The organism is Kribbella steppae (assembly GCF_004342025.1).
GTDB classification, from domain to species: Bacteria; Actinomycetota; Actinomycetes; order Propionibacteriales; family Kribbellaceae; genus Kribbella; species Kribbella steppae.
In genome coordinates, this window is sequence record NZ_SLWN01000007.1 from 113,815 (window position 1) to 130,523 (window position 16,709).

The following is a 16,709-nucleotide window of genomic DNA, read 5'->3' on the forward strand; positions in this document are numbered from 1 at the left end:
GTCACCACGATGCACACCTCAGCCTACTGTCCGCCGGGGTTCCAGGGCACAATCGACGGCGGGGGAAGGAGCACGTCATGTGGCAGCCAGATGGGTGGGATGTTCGGCTACGGCTCGGGGTGCTGACGCCGCACGGTGATGTCGGGCCGGAGTCGGAGTTGCAGGCGATGGCTCCGGAGGGGGTCTGTGTGCATGCGACCCGGGTTCCGTTCGGGGCGATCACGACCGGCGGGGTGATGGATCCGACCATCCCGCTGGCCCCGGTCCAGGCGTTCGTCGAGCCGCCATACATCGACGAAGCGGTGTCGTTGCTGGCCGCCGCGCCACTCGGTGCGATCGGCATCGGGTTCACGAGTTCGTCGTACGTCCTCGGCCCCGACGGCGAGCAGAAGGTGCTCGATCGGCTGATGCAGCACAGTGCGGGCATCCCGGTGATCGGGACGTGTGCGTCCGCAGTGGCAGGGCTCAGGCAGCTGAACGTCCGCCGGATCGCACTCGTCGATCCGCCCTGGTTCGACGCCGAGCTCGATCGCCTCGGAGCCGAGTACTTCACCGCTCAAGGGCTGGACGTGGTCGCGCACGGGCCATGCGGTCTGCCGAGCAACCAGCGCAGCATCAATCCGTCCGAGTTGTTTGCCTGGATCATCAAACACACGCCCGACGAGGCCGACGCCGTCTTCATCGGCGGCAACGGTTTCCGCAGCGTCGGCATCATCTCGGCCCTGGAACAGGATCTCCGCCGCCCGGTCCTCACCGCCAACTCCTCGCTCCTCTGGGGACTGCTGCAGGCAGCCGGCTCCGCAGCAACTCCCTCCCACTACGGCGAGATCTTCACCCCAGAGCGCGTCTAGGTCTGGCAGACTGGGCGCCCGTCGCGTTGGAGGTGCTGGGGTGGTTGCGGATCTGCCGGGGCAACTTGTCCGGACGAAGCGGTTCAGGGCCGGCGCGCCCAGTCACCTGAAGGTCGTCGGGGCAGGACGGTTCGTCGTGTTCCTGCGCGACGACGCACTCTGGGCGTACGACGTTCAGTCGAAGCGTGAGCGGCGAGTCGGCCCGGCCACGTCGTACCACGCGAGTGAGTCGGTCCTGGTCGTGTTGCGGGAGCGGGACGTGTTCGTGGCGGATCTCGTCGGTGAGCTGTCCGATCAGTTGCCGATCAAGGAAGTGGCGGCGGCTCAGGTCGATCCGACCGGGAAGACCGTCGCCTTCGTCCGGGACCGGGCTCTGCGGGTGATCGGTGTCGACGGGAGCGGCGAGCAGGTTCTTGCCGAGGACAACGACGAGAACGTGTTCTGGGGGCTGGCCGAGTTCAGTGCCTGGATGTCGATGGGACGCGGCGAGGGTCTGTGGTGGTCCCCTGACGGGCAGCGAATCCTGGCAGCACGGGTGGACGAGAGCCAGGTTCAGTTGCGGTATCTCTCCGATCCGGCCGATCCGACGTCGGAGCCGCGAGCGTTCCGCTACCCGGCCGCCGGGACGGCGAATGCGGACGTGCGGTTGTTCGTGCTCGACCTCGACGGTGAACAGCGTGAGGTGCAGTGGGATCGGCAACGGTTCGAGTACGTCGTCCGGGCCGGGTGGACGGTCGAGCGGCCGCTGATCGTCGTACAGACAAGGGATCAGCAGTGTCTGCAGGTGCTCGAGGTGGATCCTGGAACAGGCCGGACCACGCTGGTGCGCGAGGTGACCGATCCGCAGTTCGTCGGCGTACCGGAGCGGACGCCGGCGCAGACCGCGTCCGGCCGGCTGGTGTGGATCGACCGGGATCAGGCCTGTGACACGTACCGATTGGTGATCGGCGACGAGGTGGTGACGCCACCCGGTCTGCAGGTCGACCAGGTCTGCTGTGTCAGCGGCGAGGTGGTGACGTTCCTGGCGCAGACCGATCCGACCGAGGTCCACCTGTATGTCTGGGACGGCGCCGTACGGCGGCTCACCGAGGAACCCGGCGTCCACAGCGGATTGGTTGCCGACGGCACCATTGTGATCGATTCGCGGACGCTGACCGGTCGGCGGATCACGGTCAACGGGCAGGCGCTGGATTCCTTCGAGGAAGAGCCGGTGCTGGACCTGCGGGTCGAGTTCGTCAGCTCGGGGCCGAAGGAGTTGCGGACCGCAGTGTTCCGGCCGTCGTGGCACGCGCCTGGATCGTCGAAGCTTCCGGTCCTGCTGACGCCGTACGCGGGTCCGGGAGCGCAGATGGCGCTGAAGCACCGTGCGCCGCAGCACCTGGTCTCCCGGTGGTTCGCCGAGCACGGGTTCACCGTCCTCAGCACCGATGGCCGCGGCACCCCGGGACGCGGTCCGGCCTTCGACCGGGCGACGGTCGGTGACATCCTCGAGCCGGTGCTCGAGGACCAGATCGAGGCTCTGCACTTGATCGCCGAGAGGTACGGCGACTTGGACCTCGACCGAGTCGCTATTCGCGGCTGGAGCTACGGCGGGTATCTGTCGATCGCCGCGCTCCTGCATCGGCCAGACGTCTTCCATGCCGCGATCGGCGGAGCCGCCCTCACCGACCAGCGCGGCTACGACACCTACTGGAAGGAGCGGTACCTCGGCCACCCGGACACCGACACCGAGGCGTACCGCCGTACCTCACTCCTCCCCTACGCCGCCAACCTCGACCGCCCGCTCCTCATGATCCAAGGCCTGGCCGACACCAATGTCTGGGCCACGCACGCGATCCGCTTCTCCGGCGCACTCAACGCCCTCGGCAAGCCCCACGAGCTGGTCCTGCTACCAGGCGAAGGTCACGGCCTCACCAACCCCCGCACCATCGAGAACCTCCTCCACCGCGAACTAGCCTTCCTCCACCAACACCTCAGAATGACTTGATGAGCTGCTGGGCTATCTCGGCCCGGTCGGCCATCCAGCGTGGTGCCGGGATGCGGTCGAGCAGGACCAGGACGCGTTCGAAGATGCCTTGGAGTTGGTTCCGGACGACGCTGAGGTTCAGGTCGTTTCCGGCCCAGGTGATGTCGCCGCCGGCCGCGACGTACGCGTCGAGCGTCTTGGCGCCGAACATGTGGGCCATCCGACCCGCCTCCAGCGCAGCACTGTCGGAACGCACACTGTCCCAGTCGATCAGCACCGGGCCACTTGCCGTCATCAGCAGGTTGTGCGACTTGAAATCGCCATGCGTCATCACGAGGTCCGGTGCGGTCTCGCACACCTCCTCGATCCGCGCGGTCAGCTCGAGGATCCGCGGCAACCGTTCCCACGCCCGGTCCGCCCACGGTTCGCCCCGCTGCCGCGCCTCGGTGAACCACTCCTCCCAGTCGGATCGCGGCCTGATCGCGGCACGCCACCAATCCGGCAGACCGACCTGATCGAGCGGCTGCAACTGATGGACCATCGCCATCGTCCGCCCGAGCCACTCGGCGATGTCGTCCTCGGGCCGGACCGCCCGACTCTCGATCCACCGATGCACGCGGAACAGCCGATCCTCGATCCGCGTCACCCAGCCGAGCACCGGATCGACCGGCGGCATCGGCTCCGCCACGGCGATTCCGCTCGCCAGCGCACGCTCCTCGAACGGCATCGCCACCGCTAACTGGTCGAGCAGCCCACCGGACGTGAACTGACCTCCGGTCTCCGGCCAATAACCCTTCACGAAATAGCTGCCGGACTCCGCCTCGAGTCGCCAGGTGTCTGTGTCCCCACGGCGAACAAACACGAGCTCACCAGCCGGCTCCCCGAGATCGAACGCGGCCGCGATCACTCCCGCAGTCGGCGTGTACACGAATCACCTCATGTCTTCCGTGGATCGCACCGAACGCGCCAGCCGGTGTACCTGGCGACGCGTCGCCGGGTACAACTCGGTGAACGTCCGGAACAGTGTCGCGTAAGCGGTCGCCGTCGACGGATCCGGCCGGACCGTGTGATCCAGCCGAGCCCAATCCGTCTCCGGCGGGACCAGCCCGATCCCGATCGCCGCGAGCAACGCATCGCCGTACGACGCTCCGATCGTCTGCGCGGGCACCTGCTGCTCCAGCCCGCATACGTCACTCACGATCTGCGTCCACAACCCACCCTGCGTACCGCCGCCGACCGCGACGATCCGCGCCGGCTGCCCGGCCGTCTCCTCGAACGCACCGACGATCTGCCTTACCCCACAGGCGATTCCCTCGTACGCCGCTCGCAGTAGATGTCCGCGTCGATGCCGCAGAGTCAGTCCGGCGATGACGCCACGCGCCAGCGGATCGTAGATCGGTGTCCGCTCGCCACTGAAGTACGGCAGCATCACCAGCCCTTCGCTACCCGCGGGAACCGCAGCAGCCTCATCGACGAGCGTCTCGAACGGCACACCACCGGTCAGGTCCTGCAGCCAGGTGGTGATGGAGCCGGACGTCGCCATGCCAGCAGCCAACGTGTGCGACGACGGCTCGACGCCTGACGTGGTCCACAGTCCGCGCACACTGGTCTGCGCGGTCAGCACCTGTACGAAGAACATGGTGGAGCCGTACATCAGCATCAGGTCGCCAGGACGTCGTACGCCGACGCTGAATGCCTCGGCCCATGCGTCGACCGTTCCGGCCACGACCGGCGTGCCCTCAGCCAAACCGGTCGCTGCGGCTGCTGCACCTTGCACGACCCCGACCTGCTGCGATGGCCACACCAGTCGCGGCAACGCCAGACCGGGGAGCACCTCCTCGATCCAGTCCGTCGCCCACTCCTGCTTGCGGATGTCGTAGAAGGGGTCGCACTGACTGGCCGTGTGGTGGTCCAGCACCCACTCACCGGTCAGCCGCGCGACGACGTATGTGTGCGCACTGAACCACCGATCCTGCGGTCGCCACGCATGCCCGGCCTCACGGCGCAGCCAGGCCAGCTTTGGCCCGATCGCCTGGCTGGACAGGTCTTTCCCACACCGCTCGAGGATCGCGTCGGCCCCGAGTTGCTCGGTGATCTCGGTGATCTCCCGGGTCGCCCGGGTGTCGACGCCGTACAGGATGGCCGGTCGTCGCGGCCGCAGGTCTTCATCGGTCTGTACGACGCACGGCCCGAGACCTGAGACGCAGACGGCCAGGATCCGGTCACCCGCCGAGGTCAGTTCCTTGAGTACGTCGGCGACGTCACCCCACCAATCGCGCTCGGCGTCCATCTCTGCCCAGCCCGGTCGCGGGAGGCTGGGCGCGTGGTCGCGACGCGCGGCAGCCTTCACCGTGCCGTCGAGCGTCGTCAGGACAGCCTTGGTACTGCCCGTGCCGATGTCCACTCCGATGACGTAATTCATGCAGCCAGCCTCCAGCCCGGCAGCAGTGGGGGCAAGCACGGCAGCTCTTCGCCCTGGGTGCAACCAAGAAACGCACTGATATGCCGCGGTGGGTTGGGTGCTGCGTGCAATCAATCCTGATCTGCGCAGTGGCTGCCTGTGCAGGTAGATTTGCCTGGTTCAGCAGCGATGAGGTGTCCCAGGTCTCTACCTCGGACCGCTCCATCACCTTCGAATCGGGAGGCATCTTGAGACTTCTGCTCACGTCCGCGGGCGTCAAGAACGCCAGCATCCACCGCGCGTTGGTCGAGCTCCTGGGCAAGCCGATCGCCGACTCGAGCGCTCTGTGCATCCCCACCGCGCAGTATGGGCACCCCATGGTCGGCCCCGGTGTCAGGGCCTGGCAGTTCATCAGTGGGAATTCCGAAAATCCGATGGTCGACCTGGGCTGGAAGTCCGTCGGCGTACTGGAGCTCACCGCGCTGCCTAGCATCGATGAAGAGCGCTGGGTGCCCATGGTCCGGGAAACAGACGTCCTGCTGGTGGCGGGCGGCGATGCCCTCTACCTGTGCCACTGGATGCGGCAGTCCGGACTGGCAGACCTGCTCCCGTCCCTGAGCGAGACGGTCTGGGTGGGACTGAGCGCCGGGGGCATGGTGATGACCCCCAGGATCGGGGAGGACTTCGTCCAGTGGAGACCGCCGGCAGGTGACGACAGCACGTTGGGCATCGTCGACTTCTCGATCTGTCCACACCTGGCTCAGGAGGGCATGCCGGGCAACTCCATGGCCGAGGCGGAACAATGGGCGGCCGGCATCTCGGGTCCGGCGTACGCGATGGACGACGAGACGGCCATCAAGGTAGTCGATGGCACCGTCGAGGTCGTGTCCGAAGGGCACTGGAAGCACTTTCCCTACTAGCTGCCGACGCCAACGCGAGTGGGCGAGACGCCCTCTCATACCGCGGACAGGTCGGAGTTGGATCCTAGGCGGCGGGCTGCACGGCTCCCGTTAGAGCTCGGCGCGCAGGATCGACGCGGCGCCGGCCATGGCACGCATCTTTCCCTCCGCACTCGCGCGAGGGAGGTACTTCATCCCGCAGTCGGTGGCGATGGTGATCCGGTCCGGTGAGATGTAGGAGAAGGCTCGGCGTACCCGATCGGCGACCAGCTCGGCGGACTCGACCTCGCGGTCGGACAGGTCGATGACGCCCAGGATGATGGTCTTCTCGCTGAGATCCTTCAGGACGCCGAGATCGAGACCCGACTGGGCGGTCTCGATCGAGATCTGGTCTGCCGAGCAGCCGGCCAGCTCGGGGAGGAACGAGTACCCCTCGGGCCGTTCGTGGATGATCGCGGCGTACCCGAAGCAGATGTGGACGGCGGTGGTGCCGGTGATGCCGTCGAGCGCGGCGTTCAGCGCGGTGAGACCGTACTCGCGGGCCGCCTCGGGCCGTGCCTGCATGTACGGCTCGTCGATCTGGACCAGGTCGGCGCCGGCGGCGTGCAGGTCCCTGATCTCGGCGTTGACCGCGGCAGCGTACGCCAGAGCCGCCGACGCGAGGTCGGGGTAGTGGTCGTTCTGTGCCTGCTGCGACATCGTGAACGGGCCGGGCACGGTCATCTTGACCGTGTGATCGGTGTTCGCCTTCAGGAACTTCACGTCGCGGACGCCGACGGGGTGCGGCCGCACGATCGGGCCGGCGATCCGCGGCACCGGGTTAGGGTGCCCGCTGCGATCGAGGGCCGTCCCAGGGTTGTCGATGTCGACGCCCTCGAGCGCGGTGGCGAAGTGGTTGCTGTACGACTCGCGCCGCATCTCACCGTCGGTGATGATGTCGAGTCCCGCCTCCTCCTGGGCACGGATCGCCAGCAACGTGGCGTCGTCCTGCGCCTGCTCGAGGTACTCCGCCTTGACCCGCCACAGCTCTTTCGCCCGCACCCTCGGCGGGAAGCGGCCAGCGAGCTTGGCCCGGTCGATCAGCCAGTCCGGCTGGGCGTAGCTGCCCACCAGCGAGGTCGGCAGGATCGGCAGCGGGGTCGATGTCGCAGTCACTCTCGTGACTCTAGACCTGCCGCTGTCCGCTGAGGAGGTGCTCGGCGTACTTGCCGGGGCACTGGACGAGAGTGAAGTGGTGATCCGATCCGGTGGTTGAGCGGTCGCTAGTCGTCGGAGAGTCGGGTCAGCAGGCGTAAGAGCTCTGCCTGCTCGGAAGGCTCGAGGCGCTCGACCAGGGAGACCATGGCGTCGCGGCGGAGGCGGCGGATGGTGGCGAGGACCTTGGTGCCGGCCGGCGTGAGGTTGACCAAGGTGGCGCGGCGGTCGTCGGGGTCGGGCTTGCGGGCGACCAGGCCGGCCGCTTCGAGGTCGTCGACCACTGAGGTCGCCGAGCGCGGGACGATGCCGAGCTGGTTGGCGAGTTCGCTCAGGCGGAGTGCACGGTCGGCGTTGTCGAGGGTGCGCAGGACACGCAGCTGACCGTGCGTGACGTCGAGGTCCGCCTTCGACGCGCGGCGCTGGCGGCGGACGAGGCCGTCGAGGAGCGCTGCGATCTGTTCAGCGGTGTCTTCCGGTGCGGGCACGAGCAGAGCCTAGTCGGTAGCGGACTTGTGAGTTTAGCTCATAGTGAGCTAACCTCAGTATATCTGCTGCCGAGCGAAAGGCCCCTATGTCACAGATCTCAGGGCTCCCGGGCGGAGGAGGCGGCGGTGGTCGCGCGATGCGATCGCTGCTCAAGGACTCCTCGGTCCGCAACCACAAACTGGCCGCCGGCACCTTGCGCCGGATCCTCACGTTCGCCGTCCCCTACCGCCGCTATCTGGCCGTCTTCCTCGTCCTGGTCGCGATCGACGCGGCCAGCGGCGCCGTCACCCCACTGCTGTTCCGCGAGATCATCGACCGCGGCATCGTTCCCGGTGACAAACAACTGGTGGTCTTGCTGTCCCTCGTGGTCGCGCTGCTCGCGATCTTCTCCAGCACGATCACCCTGGCCCAGCGCTGGTTCTCGGCCCGCATCGGCGAAGGCCTGGTCTACGACCTGCGCACCGCCGTGTTCGACCACGTCCAGCAGTTGCCGGTCGCGTTCTTCAGCCGGACCCAGACCGGGGCGCTGATCCAGCGCCTGAACGGCGACGTCCTCGGCGCGCAGCAGGCCTTCACCTCGACCCTGTCGAACGTGGTCAGCAACCTGCTCAGCGTCGCGCTCGTCCTCGCCGCGATGTTCGTGATGTCCTGGCAGATCACTCTGCTCGCGCTGGTCCTGCTGCCACTGTTCATCCTGCCAGCCCGGCTGATCGCCGGCCGGTTGCGCGAGGCAACCGCCGAGACCTACCGCCTGAACGCGACGATGGCCCAGACGATGACCGAGCGGTTCAACGTCGCAGGCGCCGTACTGGCCAAGGTGTTCGGACGGACCGAGGACTCGTCGAAGGACTTCGCCGGCAAGGCCGCGCGGGTCCGCGACATCGGCGTCACCACCGCGATGTACGCCGGCATCTTCCGCGTCTCGCTGACCCTCGTCGCCGCGCTCGCTGTAGCTCTCGTGTACGGCGTTGGCGGCGTCTTCGCCGTCCAAGGCGCACTCGGGATCGGTACGGTCGTCGCGCTGACCGCCTATCTCAACCGGCTGTACGGACCGCTCACCGCGCTGTCCAACATCCAGGTCGACGTGATGACGACGCTGGTCAGCTTCGAGCGGGTGCTCGAGGTGCTCGACCTCCCGCCGATGGTTGCCGACAACAAGGATGCGAAGGAGCTCCCGGCAACGGTCGAGCCGTCGATTGAGTTCGAGCACGTGTCCTTCCACTACCCGTCGGCGGCGGACGTATCGCTCGCCTCGCTCGAGTCCGTCGCGACCCTGTCCGCCGAGACCGGCGAGGAAGTCCTCAAGGACGTCAGCTTCAGCGTCCAGCCTGGCCAGATGGTCGCCGTCGTCGGCCCGTCCGGCGCCGGCAAGACGACCCTCGCATCGCTGGTCTCCCGGATGTACGACGTCACCGGCGGAGCGTTGCTGGTCGGCGGCCGCGACGTCCGCGAGGTCACCCAGCGCTCACTGCGAGACGTGATCGGTGTGGTGACGCAGGACTCGCACATGTACCACGACACGATCCGCTCCAACCTGCTGCTGGCCCGTCCGGACGCGACCGAGGCCGACCTTCACGCAGCCCTCGAAGCGGCCCAGATCGCGCCGCTGATCAACAGCCTGCCCGACGGGCTCGACACGGTGGTCGGCGACCGCGGCTACCGGTTGTCCGGCGGCGAACGGCAGCGGCTCGCGATCGCCCGGCTGCTGCTCAAGGCGCCGTCGATCGTGATCCTCGACGAAGCCACCGCGCACTTGGACTCGGAGTCGGAGGCCGCCGTTCAGGCCGCACTCGCGAACGCACTGGCCGGGCGTACGTCGCTCGTCATCGCGCACCGATTGTCGACAATCCGCAACGCGGACACGATCCTCGTCCTGGACGACGGCCGGATCCGCGAACGCGGCACCCATGACGAACTGCTGGCCGCCGGCGGCCTGTACGCCGAGCTCTACACCACCCAGTTCGAGAAGGCTGCCTAAGCCTTGGCCTTGGCGGGTGAGCGCAGTCGGCGACGGGTGCCCGGCGCGCTCGCCGGACTAGCCAGACCCAGCGCACCCAGGAACTGCTCCAACGTGAACGTCGCCATCCCGAGCGCCACCGCATTGCCCGGGACGCGCGACGCCTCCACGGTCAACCCCGGCAGCGACCCCGGCAACACGTGCTCAGGCAGCTCATCCCGTACGGCGGGAAGCAGCCACTGAGCCAGCGCCTTCGTGGTCCACCCGGTGAGGGTGACATGCGAGATGTTCAGCAGATTGACCAGATCACCAAGCGACGCCGCCAGGTAGTGCGACGTACGACGGGCAAGCTCCAGCAAAGCCGGATCGTCCTTGGCAAGTCCCTCGGCCACCGCATCGACGAACCCGCGCTGCAACGGTTGCCGGAGCGCCGGGTGATCCGGATCGATCTCCGCGAGCGACATCTCCAGCCCGTGCACCCCGAGATAGGCCTCAACGCACCCGCGCCGACCGCACCGGCACTGCCGGCCATCCAACTGCAGCAGCGTGTGACCCCACTCGCCCGCGTTGTTGGCCGCGCCGCGTAGCAGTGAACCGTCGATCGCGATCCCCGCACCGACACCGGTGCCGAGGTTGACCACGGCCATGGTCTTCGTCTCCCGGCCGACCCCGAACCACATCTCCGACAGCGCGACCGCCTTCAGCGGGTTGTCGACGTACACCGGTATGCCGAGGCGTTCCTCGAGCAATTCCTCGATCTTGACGTCATGCCAGTCCCAGTTCGGTGCGAACACCGAGACCCCGGCATCCGGGCGGACCTGGCCGGGCATGCTCACGCCGGCGCCGATGATGTGGTCGCGCCGAGTGTCGCTGGCCTCGACCGCCGCCTTGATCGCGCGGACGATGCCGTCGACGACGTACGCCGGGTCGTTCTCGTGCTCGTCCAGGGCGACCTCGGACTGGCCGAGCGGACCGAGGGTGACGTCGTAGACGGTGGCGTCGACGTACGTCTCGGCCACGTCGATACCGATGATCCGGCCGCGGTCGGGGTCGATACTGAGCCGCTCGTACGGGCGGCCGACCGTGTTCTGCTCGACCGTCGCGATCCGCAGTACGCCCTCGGCCAGGAACTGGGTCACCAGCGTGGCGACGGTCGCCGTACTCAGCCCCGTGTGTTTCGCGATCTCCTGCCGGGTCGAGGGACCCAGCGAGAACAACGCATGTAGGACTTCGAACCGGCTCTCGTTGCGCAGATCACGAGACGTCTGCCTCGGCAACCTTGCCCCCTCAATCAACTCTCAGCGTGCGTAGCTCCGGAGTACCCGGACCGTCGACGCCCCGGACCAGCAGCGCCAGCCCGGACCACCCCGGCGGAGTCCACAGTACGTCGGGATCACCGCCGGAGAAGGCAGGACGCTCGCCGATCCAGACCCGCCCGATGCACTCCCCGGAAGCCCAGCCGGTGACCCGCACCTGCGTGCCAACGGGCCGGACAACCGATCCATTCTGCAACGTTGGAAGCTGTACGTCGAGCCAGGCTTCCTCCCCCGGCTCGAGCGTCAGCGGCAGTTCGATCTCAAACCCGGGCCTGTCCTGCTGCGCGAAGGCGGTCAGCAGCTCGTCATCCTGTACGGCGCACGTCCAGTCGGTCACCGGCTGCAACGTGAGCAGCTCGGCGCGGAGACCGCCTCCACTCGGGTGGTGAGGCACGGTCACCGAGACCTGCTTGGTCCCGGCGGACAACAGCACCCATGGATTCTCGGCGTGGACCGTGGTCGGTTCACCATCGCCGACCGTCACACTGACCGGCTCGCGGACCCCTTTCAGGTGCAGCGCCGTGGTCTCCGATGCGTCGACGCGACGCGTGTACGTGATCGGCGTACCGACGCGGGTGCTGCTCCAGCCGGTGAGGCCGCGCAGCGGTGCCGGCTCGCCCGCCCAGTGACCCTCCACCGTCCACAACGCGGAGAAGTCCTCGGTGTCGACGACCGTCCACAGCGAGCCGAGACCCCGCAGGGCTCCGAGCTTGAGCGACGGCAGCCGCGCGTCGTCGAAGTTCGCGTGGCCCCAGATCTCCACCGTCGCGTGAATGTCCCCGGTGAGCCCACGGACGTCGATCCGCTGGGTGGCCCCGAAACCAGCAAGCGTTTGAACCCGTCCACCGATCGACAGATCCACGATGTCGGACGCACCGACGAGCAGCAGCTCGTCGACACCGGTCAGGTCGGCCGTCGTCGTGTAGGTCCCACGGCCTCGATAGACGCCGAGCGACTCCAAGGTCGGCGGAAGCTCATGCGTACCGGCTGGCTTGCCCGGAGCCTCGGCCTCCCGTCGCCGCACAGCAGTCACGTCCCGCGGAGCCGCCTGCTCAGGACGTACGACGTCCGCCGGCGCCTGCACGCTGACCGGCACACCGTCCACAACGAGGCTGGCGCCAACCGCGATCTCCACCGGGGTGTTGCCGATGACAACAGTCACCGGAACCTTGGAGGAGAAGGTCAATCCATCGTCCGACAGCTCGACCAGGTCGGCCGATGCCAATGTCAACGTCTTGTCCCGCAGCGGCAGGTCGATCAGCATCAACGGGCACGAGTCCGCCGCTACCGCGACGGAGACACCGTTGACGACCGCCCGGCCATCCGTCGTACCGAGGTTCGGTACGGCGACCAACTGTCCACCACCGTCGAGGTCGAGCACCGACGGAGACGAGCTGGTCGGGAAGTCGGCCACGACCTCGGCGGACCCTCCCGAGATAGCGAGCGCCACCCGCGATCCCAGTGCGTCCAGGACGCGCCCGAGGACCTGCGCCTCGGCGTACTCTGGCCGCTCGATCCCCGTCGACGACACGTAACCACCGAAGTCGTACCCGTGGCTCATGAAGTTGCCGGGCTTACCCCAGTTGCCACTCGAGGGCGTGTAGCCGAAGTTCCACCCCGACGCCTGCAGATACGGTGCGATCAGCGACGCACCACTGGCCAGCAACCGTCGCAGGGTCCGGTGCCGCCGATTCGTCTCGGTGATCAGCAACGGCAGTCCACGATCCGCGAGCAGATCGGCGTACCGCCGTACCTCTGCCTCGATGTGCGGGGAGTCGTCGTTCGGGTAGAAGTTGCACGCGGGCACGACGTCCTGCACGTTGCCGGTGGCACCGAACAGGTCACCCTGACCGGCGCACGCGACCAACGGCACGGTGATGCCGTGGGCAACTGCCTGGTCGTGCAGCGCGGTGATGTAGCCGGTGCGGTCCTCGCAGTCGAAGAAGTCGAGTTCGTTCTCCAGCTGGACCATGATGACCGCGCCACCGGCTCCGAACTGGCGGGCGGCCAGGATCGGCAGCACCTGGTCGAACCACTCCGACACCCAGCCGAGGAAGCGCGGCTCGTTCTGGCGCACCTGCAGCGAGGGATCGAGACCGAGCCAGGCCGGCAGCGCACCGCCGTCCCACTCCGAACAGATGTACGGACCGGGCCGGGCGATGACGTGCAGACCCACCTCATGCGCGAGATCGAGGAAGGCGGCCACGTCGCGCCGGCCGTCGAACGACCAGCGGCCGGGCGCGAGCTCGTGAAAGTTCCACGGCAGGTACACGTCCACACAGGTGTAGCCCGACGCCTTGACCTGGTCGAGCCGTGCCCGCCACTGCTCCCGGGGCAACCGGAAGTAGAACAATGACGCACACAGCACGACCTGCGGCTGACCGTCGATCCGGATGCCACGCGCATCCATTGTCACTGCGTTCACTTGACCCCCGCACTGCCGCCGCTGATGTCCATCTCGTACAGGTACCGCTGTCCCAGGTAGTAGACCAGGATCATCGGCAAGGTGAGCAGGATCGACCCGACCATGACCAGGTTCCACGGTGGTGCCTGCAGTGCTGCCGACGTACTGGTGATGTACTGCACGCCCAGCGCGAGCGGCATCTTGGTCTCGTCGTTGAGGTAGATCAACGGACCCATGAAGTCGCCCCAGGTCGCGGTCAGCGTGAAGATGCCGATCGCAATCAGCACCGGGCTGAGCATCGGCAACATGATCCGGCGGTAGATGCCGAAGAAGCCGAGGCCGTCCACCATCGCGGCCTCGTCGATCTCGCTCGGCAGCCGGGACACGAACTGCCGGACCAGGAAGACGTTGAACGCGTTGGAGAAGAAGTTCGGCACGATCAGCGGCAGGTAGGTGTTCACCCAGCCGAGCTCCTTGAACAGGATGAACTGCGGGATCATCGTGATCTGCGCCGGGATCATCATGGTTGCCAGCACGATGATGAACAGCGCGTTCTTGCCCGGTGCCCGCAGCCGCGCGAACGCGTAGCCGACCAGCCCGCTGGACAGCACCTGCCCGATCACCGCGCCGGTCGAGATGATGACCGAGTTCAGCAGGAACCGCTGCATCGGCAGGTCGGTGCTGAACACCCGGGTGAAGTTCTCCCAGTGGAACTCGCGCGGGAGGATCGTGAAGGTGTTCGCGTTCACCGTCTGGTCACTGGCCAAGGCGATCGACACCACGAACACCAGCGGCACGCACAGCACCGCCGACGCGATGATCAACGTGGCATAGGTGAACGGCGTCGCGCGGAACACCCGGAGGATCCGGTCCTTGCTCTGCGCCCGCTCCTGCCCCGGCTCCGGTTCCTGCTGCTGCGGTGGTGCGGCAGCGGAGATGACGGTGGCCATCACTTCACCTCGGTCTCGTAGAACACCCAGCGCCGGGCGGTGCGGAAGGCGAGCAGCGTGAACACCAGGATGACGGCGAACAGCAGCCACGACAGCGCCGACGCATATCCCATGTGGTAGAAGGAGAACGCCTCGTCGAACAGCATCGGGACCATCATCTGGCTGGCGTTGTTCGGCCCGCCCTTGGTCAGGATGTACACCTGGGAGAACACCTGGAACGCCCCGATCAACCCCATGATCAGGTTGAAGAAGATGATCGGGGTCAACTGCGGGAAGGTGATGCTCCAGAACTGCCGGAACGGTCCGGCGCCGTCCACCTCGGCCGCTTCGTAGAGCTCCCGCGGGATGCCCTTCATGGCCGCGAGCAACAGTACGGTCGCGCCGCCGGCACCCCAGACGGACAGCAGGATCAACGCGGGTTTCACCCAGATCGCTTCCAGCAGCCACGACGGGCCCGGGATGCCGAACACCCCGAGCACGTCGTTCAGCGGGCCGGACGGTGCGAGCACCATCTTGAAGATCATCGCCGTCGCGACCAGCGGTACCAGCGTCGGCAGATAGATCAGCGTCCGGAACACCTTGCGGAGGCGAACCTGCTTGTTCAGCAGGTTCGCCAGCCACAAGCCGATCACCAGACCGAGCGGCACCGAGACGGCGGCGTAGTAGAAGGTGTTCCACAACGCCTTCCAGAACACCGGATCCTCGGTCAGCAGCCGGGTGTAGTTCTCCAGCCCGACGAACTCCGGCGGGGTGAACGAGTCCCAGTCGGTCAGCGAGAAGTAGATCGACGCGATCATCGGCCCGAGCAGGAACACGACGAACCCGATGATCCACGGGGACGCGAACAGGTAGAACCACAACGCCTCGCGGCGGCGCAGCTTCGACATCAGCCCGGCTTGACGATGGTCTCGAGCCGCTTCTGGATGGCGGTCAGCGCGGCCCGCGCGTCCTGCTTGCCCAGCCAGAAGTCGGCCAGCCCGTCGTCGAACGCCTTCTGCATCTCGTTCCAGGCCGGGATGAACGGGGCCCGGTAGACGAAGCCGCTGGACTCGCCGAACACGTCCATGTTCACCGGCTTGGTCATCCAGGCCGGCTTCAGGAACGCCTCGCTCTTCTGCACCTCGATGTTGGCCGGCACGTCCTGGCCGGTGGCGATGATCTGCTGCTGAGCGTCCGGCGAGGTGAGGAAGTCGATCGCCTTGAGCGCGGCCTCGGGGTTCTTCGCCGTCCGGGAGATGGCCAGGCCGCTGCCGAACGCGGTCACCGCCTGCTGCTTGCCCTTCCACAGCGGGGCGATATCCCACTCGATCTTGCTCTTGGTCAGGCCGCTGATCCCCCAGAACCCAGTGGTGTTGACCGCCACCTTGCCGTTGGCGAACGCCGCGTCGCCACCGACGTCAGCACCCATGTCGGCGTACTGCTTCTGGGTCGGGACCACGCCGTGCTTGAAGATCAGGTCACCGGACCACTGGAGCGCCTCGATCACCTCGTCGGTGGCGACCGCGGGCTTGCCGCTGTCGTCGATGATCTTGCCGCCGTTCTGGTACACGAAGCTCCACCACTGCGCCCACCAGCCGGAGCCGGCGTAACCCCACTGCTTGCCGGGGACGGTGAGCTCCTTGAACGCGCCGAGTGCGTCGTCCCAGGTCCAGTCCGCAGTCGGCGCCTTGATGCCCTTGGCATCGAACAGCGTCTTGTTGTAGAAGACGATCATCGCGCCCGAGCGGTCCGGGATCGCGTAGACCTTGTCCTGGTAGGAGTACAGCTTGCCGATCGAGCCGAACCGCTTCTCCAGGTCGATCCCGGCCTTCGAGGCCAGCTCGTCCAGCGGCTGGATCTGGTTCTTGCTCGAGTAGACGTTGACACTCTCGGCCACCTGCATGATGTCCGGTCCCTTGCCACCGGCAATCATCGTCTGGACCTTCTGCGCGTACCCGTCGTTCGGGATCAGCTGCAGCGTCACCTTCAGCTCGGGGAACTTCTTGACCAGCAGATCGATCCGCTTCTGGTACGTCGTCTTGTCGTTCTCCCCGCCCCACACCGTCATCACCAGGTTGGCGGCGGTGGCGTTACCCGACGAAGAACTCTTGTCGTCACTGTCGGATCCGCACGCGGTGAGCGTGATGACGCCCGCGGCCAGACCCATCCCGAGAAAACCCCGACGCGAAAGCTGCGTCCCGTCCATCGTGTTCCTCCAAGCCTTGCGAACCCGGCGGCAGGGCGACTCTGACGGCACCCTCGGGTTCAAGTGGCGGTTAAACTAACCATTGGAATAACCCCTG

13 protein-coding genes are annotated in these 16,709 nt (G+C 67.0%); 4 read left to right on the forward strand and 9 right to left on the reverse strand.

Features of this window, described 5'->3' with window-relative positions; translation table 11 throughout:
- Positions 1-77 precede the first annotated feature (77 nt).
- Positions 78-851, forward strand: a complete 774-nt coding sequence (locus EV652_RS20960) for a maleate cis-trans isomerase family protein (protein ID WP_132210884.1) — start codon at positions 78-80, stop codon at positions 849-851.
- A gap of 40 nt (positions 852-891) precedes the next feature.
- Entirely contained in the window at positions 892-2,838 is a 1,947-nt protein-coding gene (locus EV652_RS20965) for a S9 family peptidase (RefSeq protein ID WP_158441211.1), read from the forward strand.
- On the opposite strand, the gene EV652_RS20970 is transcribed toward EV652_RS20965, so the two are convergent.
- Positions 2,825-3,745 carry a phosphotransferase gene (locus tag EV652_RS20970; protein ID WP_132210886.1) on the reverse strand — a complete coding sequence of 307 codons (921 nt, stop codon included), beginning with the start codon at positions 3,743-3,745 and terminating at the stop codon, positions 2,825-2,827. The genes EV652_RS20965 and EV652_RS20970 overlap by 14 nt on opposite strands.
- Positions 3,746-3,748: 3 nt before the next feature.
- A complete protein-coding gene (locus tag EV652_RS20975) occupies positions 3,749-5,239 on the reverse strand; it encodes an FGGY-family carbohydrate kinase (RefSeq protein ID WP_132210887.1) in 1,491 nt (496 codons plus the stop codon).
- Positions 5,240-5,466: 227 nt separating this feature from the next.
- On the opposite strand from EV652_RS20975, the gene EV652_RS20980 reads away from it, so the two are divergent.
- On the forward strand, positions 5,467-6,138 hold the full coding sequence (locus tag EV652_RS20980; protein WP_132210888.1) for a Type 1 glutamine amidotransferase-like domain-containing protein: 672 nt from the start codon (positions 5,467-5,469) through the stop codon (positions 6,136-6,138).
- A gap of 90 nt (positions 6,139-6,228) precedes the next feature.
- Here the strand turns inward: EV652_RS20980 and EV652_RS20985 are convergent, their stop codons facing one another.
- Positions 6,229-7,272 (reverse strand): hypothetical protein, encoded by a 1,044-nt coding sequence (locus tag EV652_RS20985; protein ID WP_199238313.1) that lies wholly within the window; start codon positions 7,270-7,272, stop codon positions 6,229-6,231.
- A gap of 107 nt (positions 7,273-7,379) precedes the next feature.
- Entirely contained in the window at positions 7,380-7,799 is a 420-nt protein-coding gene (locus EV652_RS20990) for a MarR family winged helix-turn-helix transcriptional regulator (RefSeq protein WP_158441212.1), read from the reverse strand.
- Between the two features lie 137 nt (positions 7,800-7,936).
- Between EV652_RS20990 and EV652_RS20995 the strand changes: the two genes are divergently transcribed.
- Positions 7,937-9,778, forward strand: a complete 1,842-nt coding sequence (locus EV652_RS20995) for an ABC transporter ATP-binding protein (RefSeq protein WP_242001892.1) — start codon at positions 7,937-7,939, stop codon at positions 9,776-9,778.
- Here EV652_RS20995 and EV652_RS21000 read toward each other — a convergent pair.
- The 5 genes from EV652_RS21000 to EV652_RS21020 are packed head-to-tail and all read right to left on the reverse strand — an operon-like array spanning position 9,775 to position 16,612.
- The gene (locus EV652_RS21000; protein WP_132210891.1) at positions 9,775-11,034 is read right to left on the reverse strand and encodes an ROK family transcriptional regulator; all 1,260 of its coding nucleotides are present in this window, start codon (positions 11,032-11,034) and stop codon (positions 9,775-9,777) included. The two genes, EV652_RS20995 and EV652_RS21000, sit on opposite strands and share 4 nt — an antisense overlap.
- 10 nt (positions 11,035-11,044) lie before the next feature.
- Positions 11,045-13,498 (reverse strand): beta-galactosidase, encoded by a 2,454-nt coding sequence (locus EV652_RS21005; protein ID WP_242001893.1) that lies wholly within the window; start codon positions 13,496-13,498, stop codon positions 11,045-11,047.
- Positions 13,495-14,427 (reverse strand): carbohydrate ABC transporter permease, encoded by a 933-nt coding sequence (locus EV652_RS21010; RefSeq protein ID WP_199238314.1) that lies wholly within the window; start codon positions 14,425-14,427, stop codon positions 13,495-13,497. The genes EV652_RS21005 and EV652_RS21010 overlap by 4 nt, the downstream gene beginning before the upstream one ends.
- Positions 14,427-15,314 (reverse strand): carbohydrate ABC transporter permease, encoded by an 888-nt coding sequence (locus tag EV652_RS21015; RefSeq protein ID WP_132210893.1) that lies wholly within the window; start codon positions 15,312-15,314, stop codon positions 14,427-14,429. The genes EV652_RS21010 and EV652_RS21015 overlap by 1 nt, the downstream gene beginning before the upstream one ends.
- Complete coding sequence (locus EV652_RS21020) at positions 15,314-16,612, reverse strand: ABC transporter substrate-binding protein (RefSeq protein WP_132210894.1); 1,299 nt, start codon at positions 16,610-16,612, stop codon at positions 15,314-15,316. The genes EV652_RS21015 and EV652_RS21020 overlap by 1 nt, the downstream gene beginning before the upstream one ends.
- Between the last annotated feature and the right edge of the window lie 97 nt (positions 16,613-16,709).

Bases quoted from the DNA above. Each gene is read 5' to 3' on its own strand.
- EV652_RS21015 (WP_132210893.1), bottom strand. From the start codon at position 15,314: ATGTCGAAGCTGCGCCGCCGCGAGGCGTTGTGGTTCTACCTGTTCGCG.
- EV652_RS21010 (WP_199238314.1), bottom strand. From the start codon at position 14,427: ATGGCCACCGTCATCTCCGCTGCCGCACCACCGCAGCAGCAGGAACCG.
- EV652_RS21020 (WP_132210894.1), bottom strand. From the start codon at position 16,612: ATGGACGGGACGCAGCTTTCGCGTCGGGGTTTTCTCGGGATGGGTCTG.
- EV652_RS20995 (WP_242001892.1), top strand. From the start codon at position 7,937: ATGCGATCGCTGCTCAAGGACTCCTCGGTCCGCAACCACAAACTGGCC.
- EV652_RS20960 (WP_132210884.1), top strand. From the start codon at position 78: ATGTGGCAGCCAGATGGGTGGGATGTTCGGCTACGGCTCGGGGTGCTG.
- EV652_RS20975 (WP_132210887.1), bottom strand. From the start codon at position 5,239: ATGAATTACGTCATCGGAGTGGACATCGGCACGGGCAGTACCAAGGCT.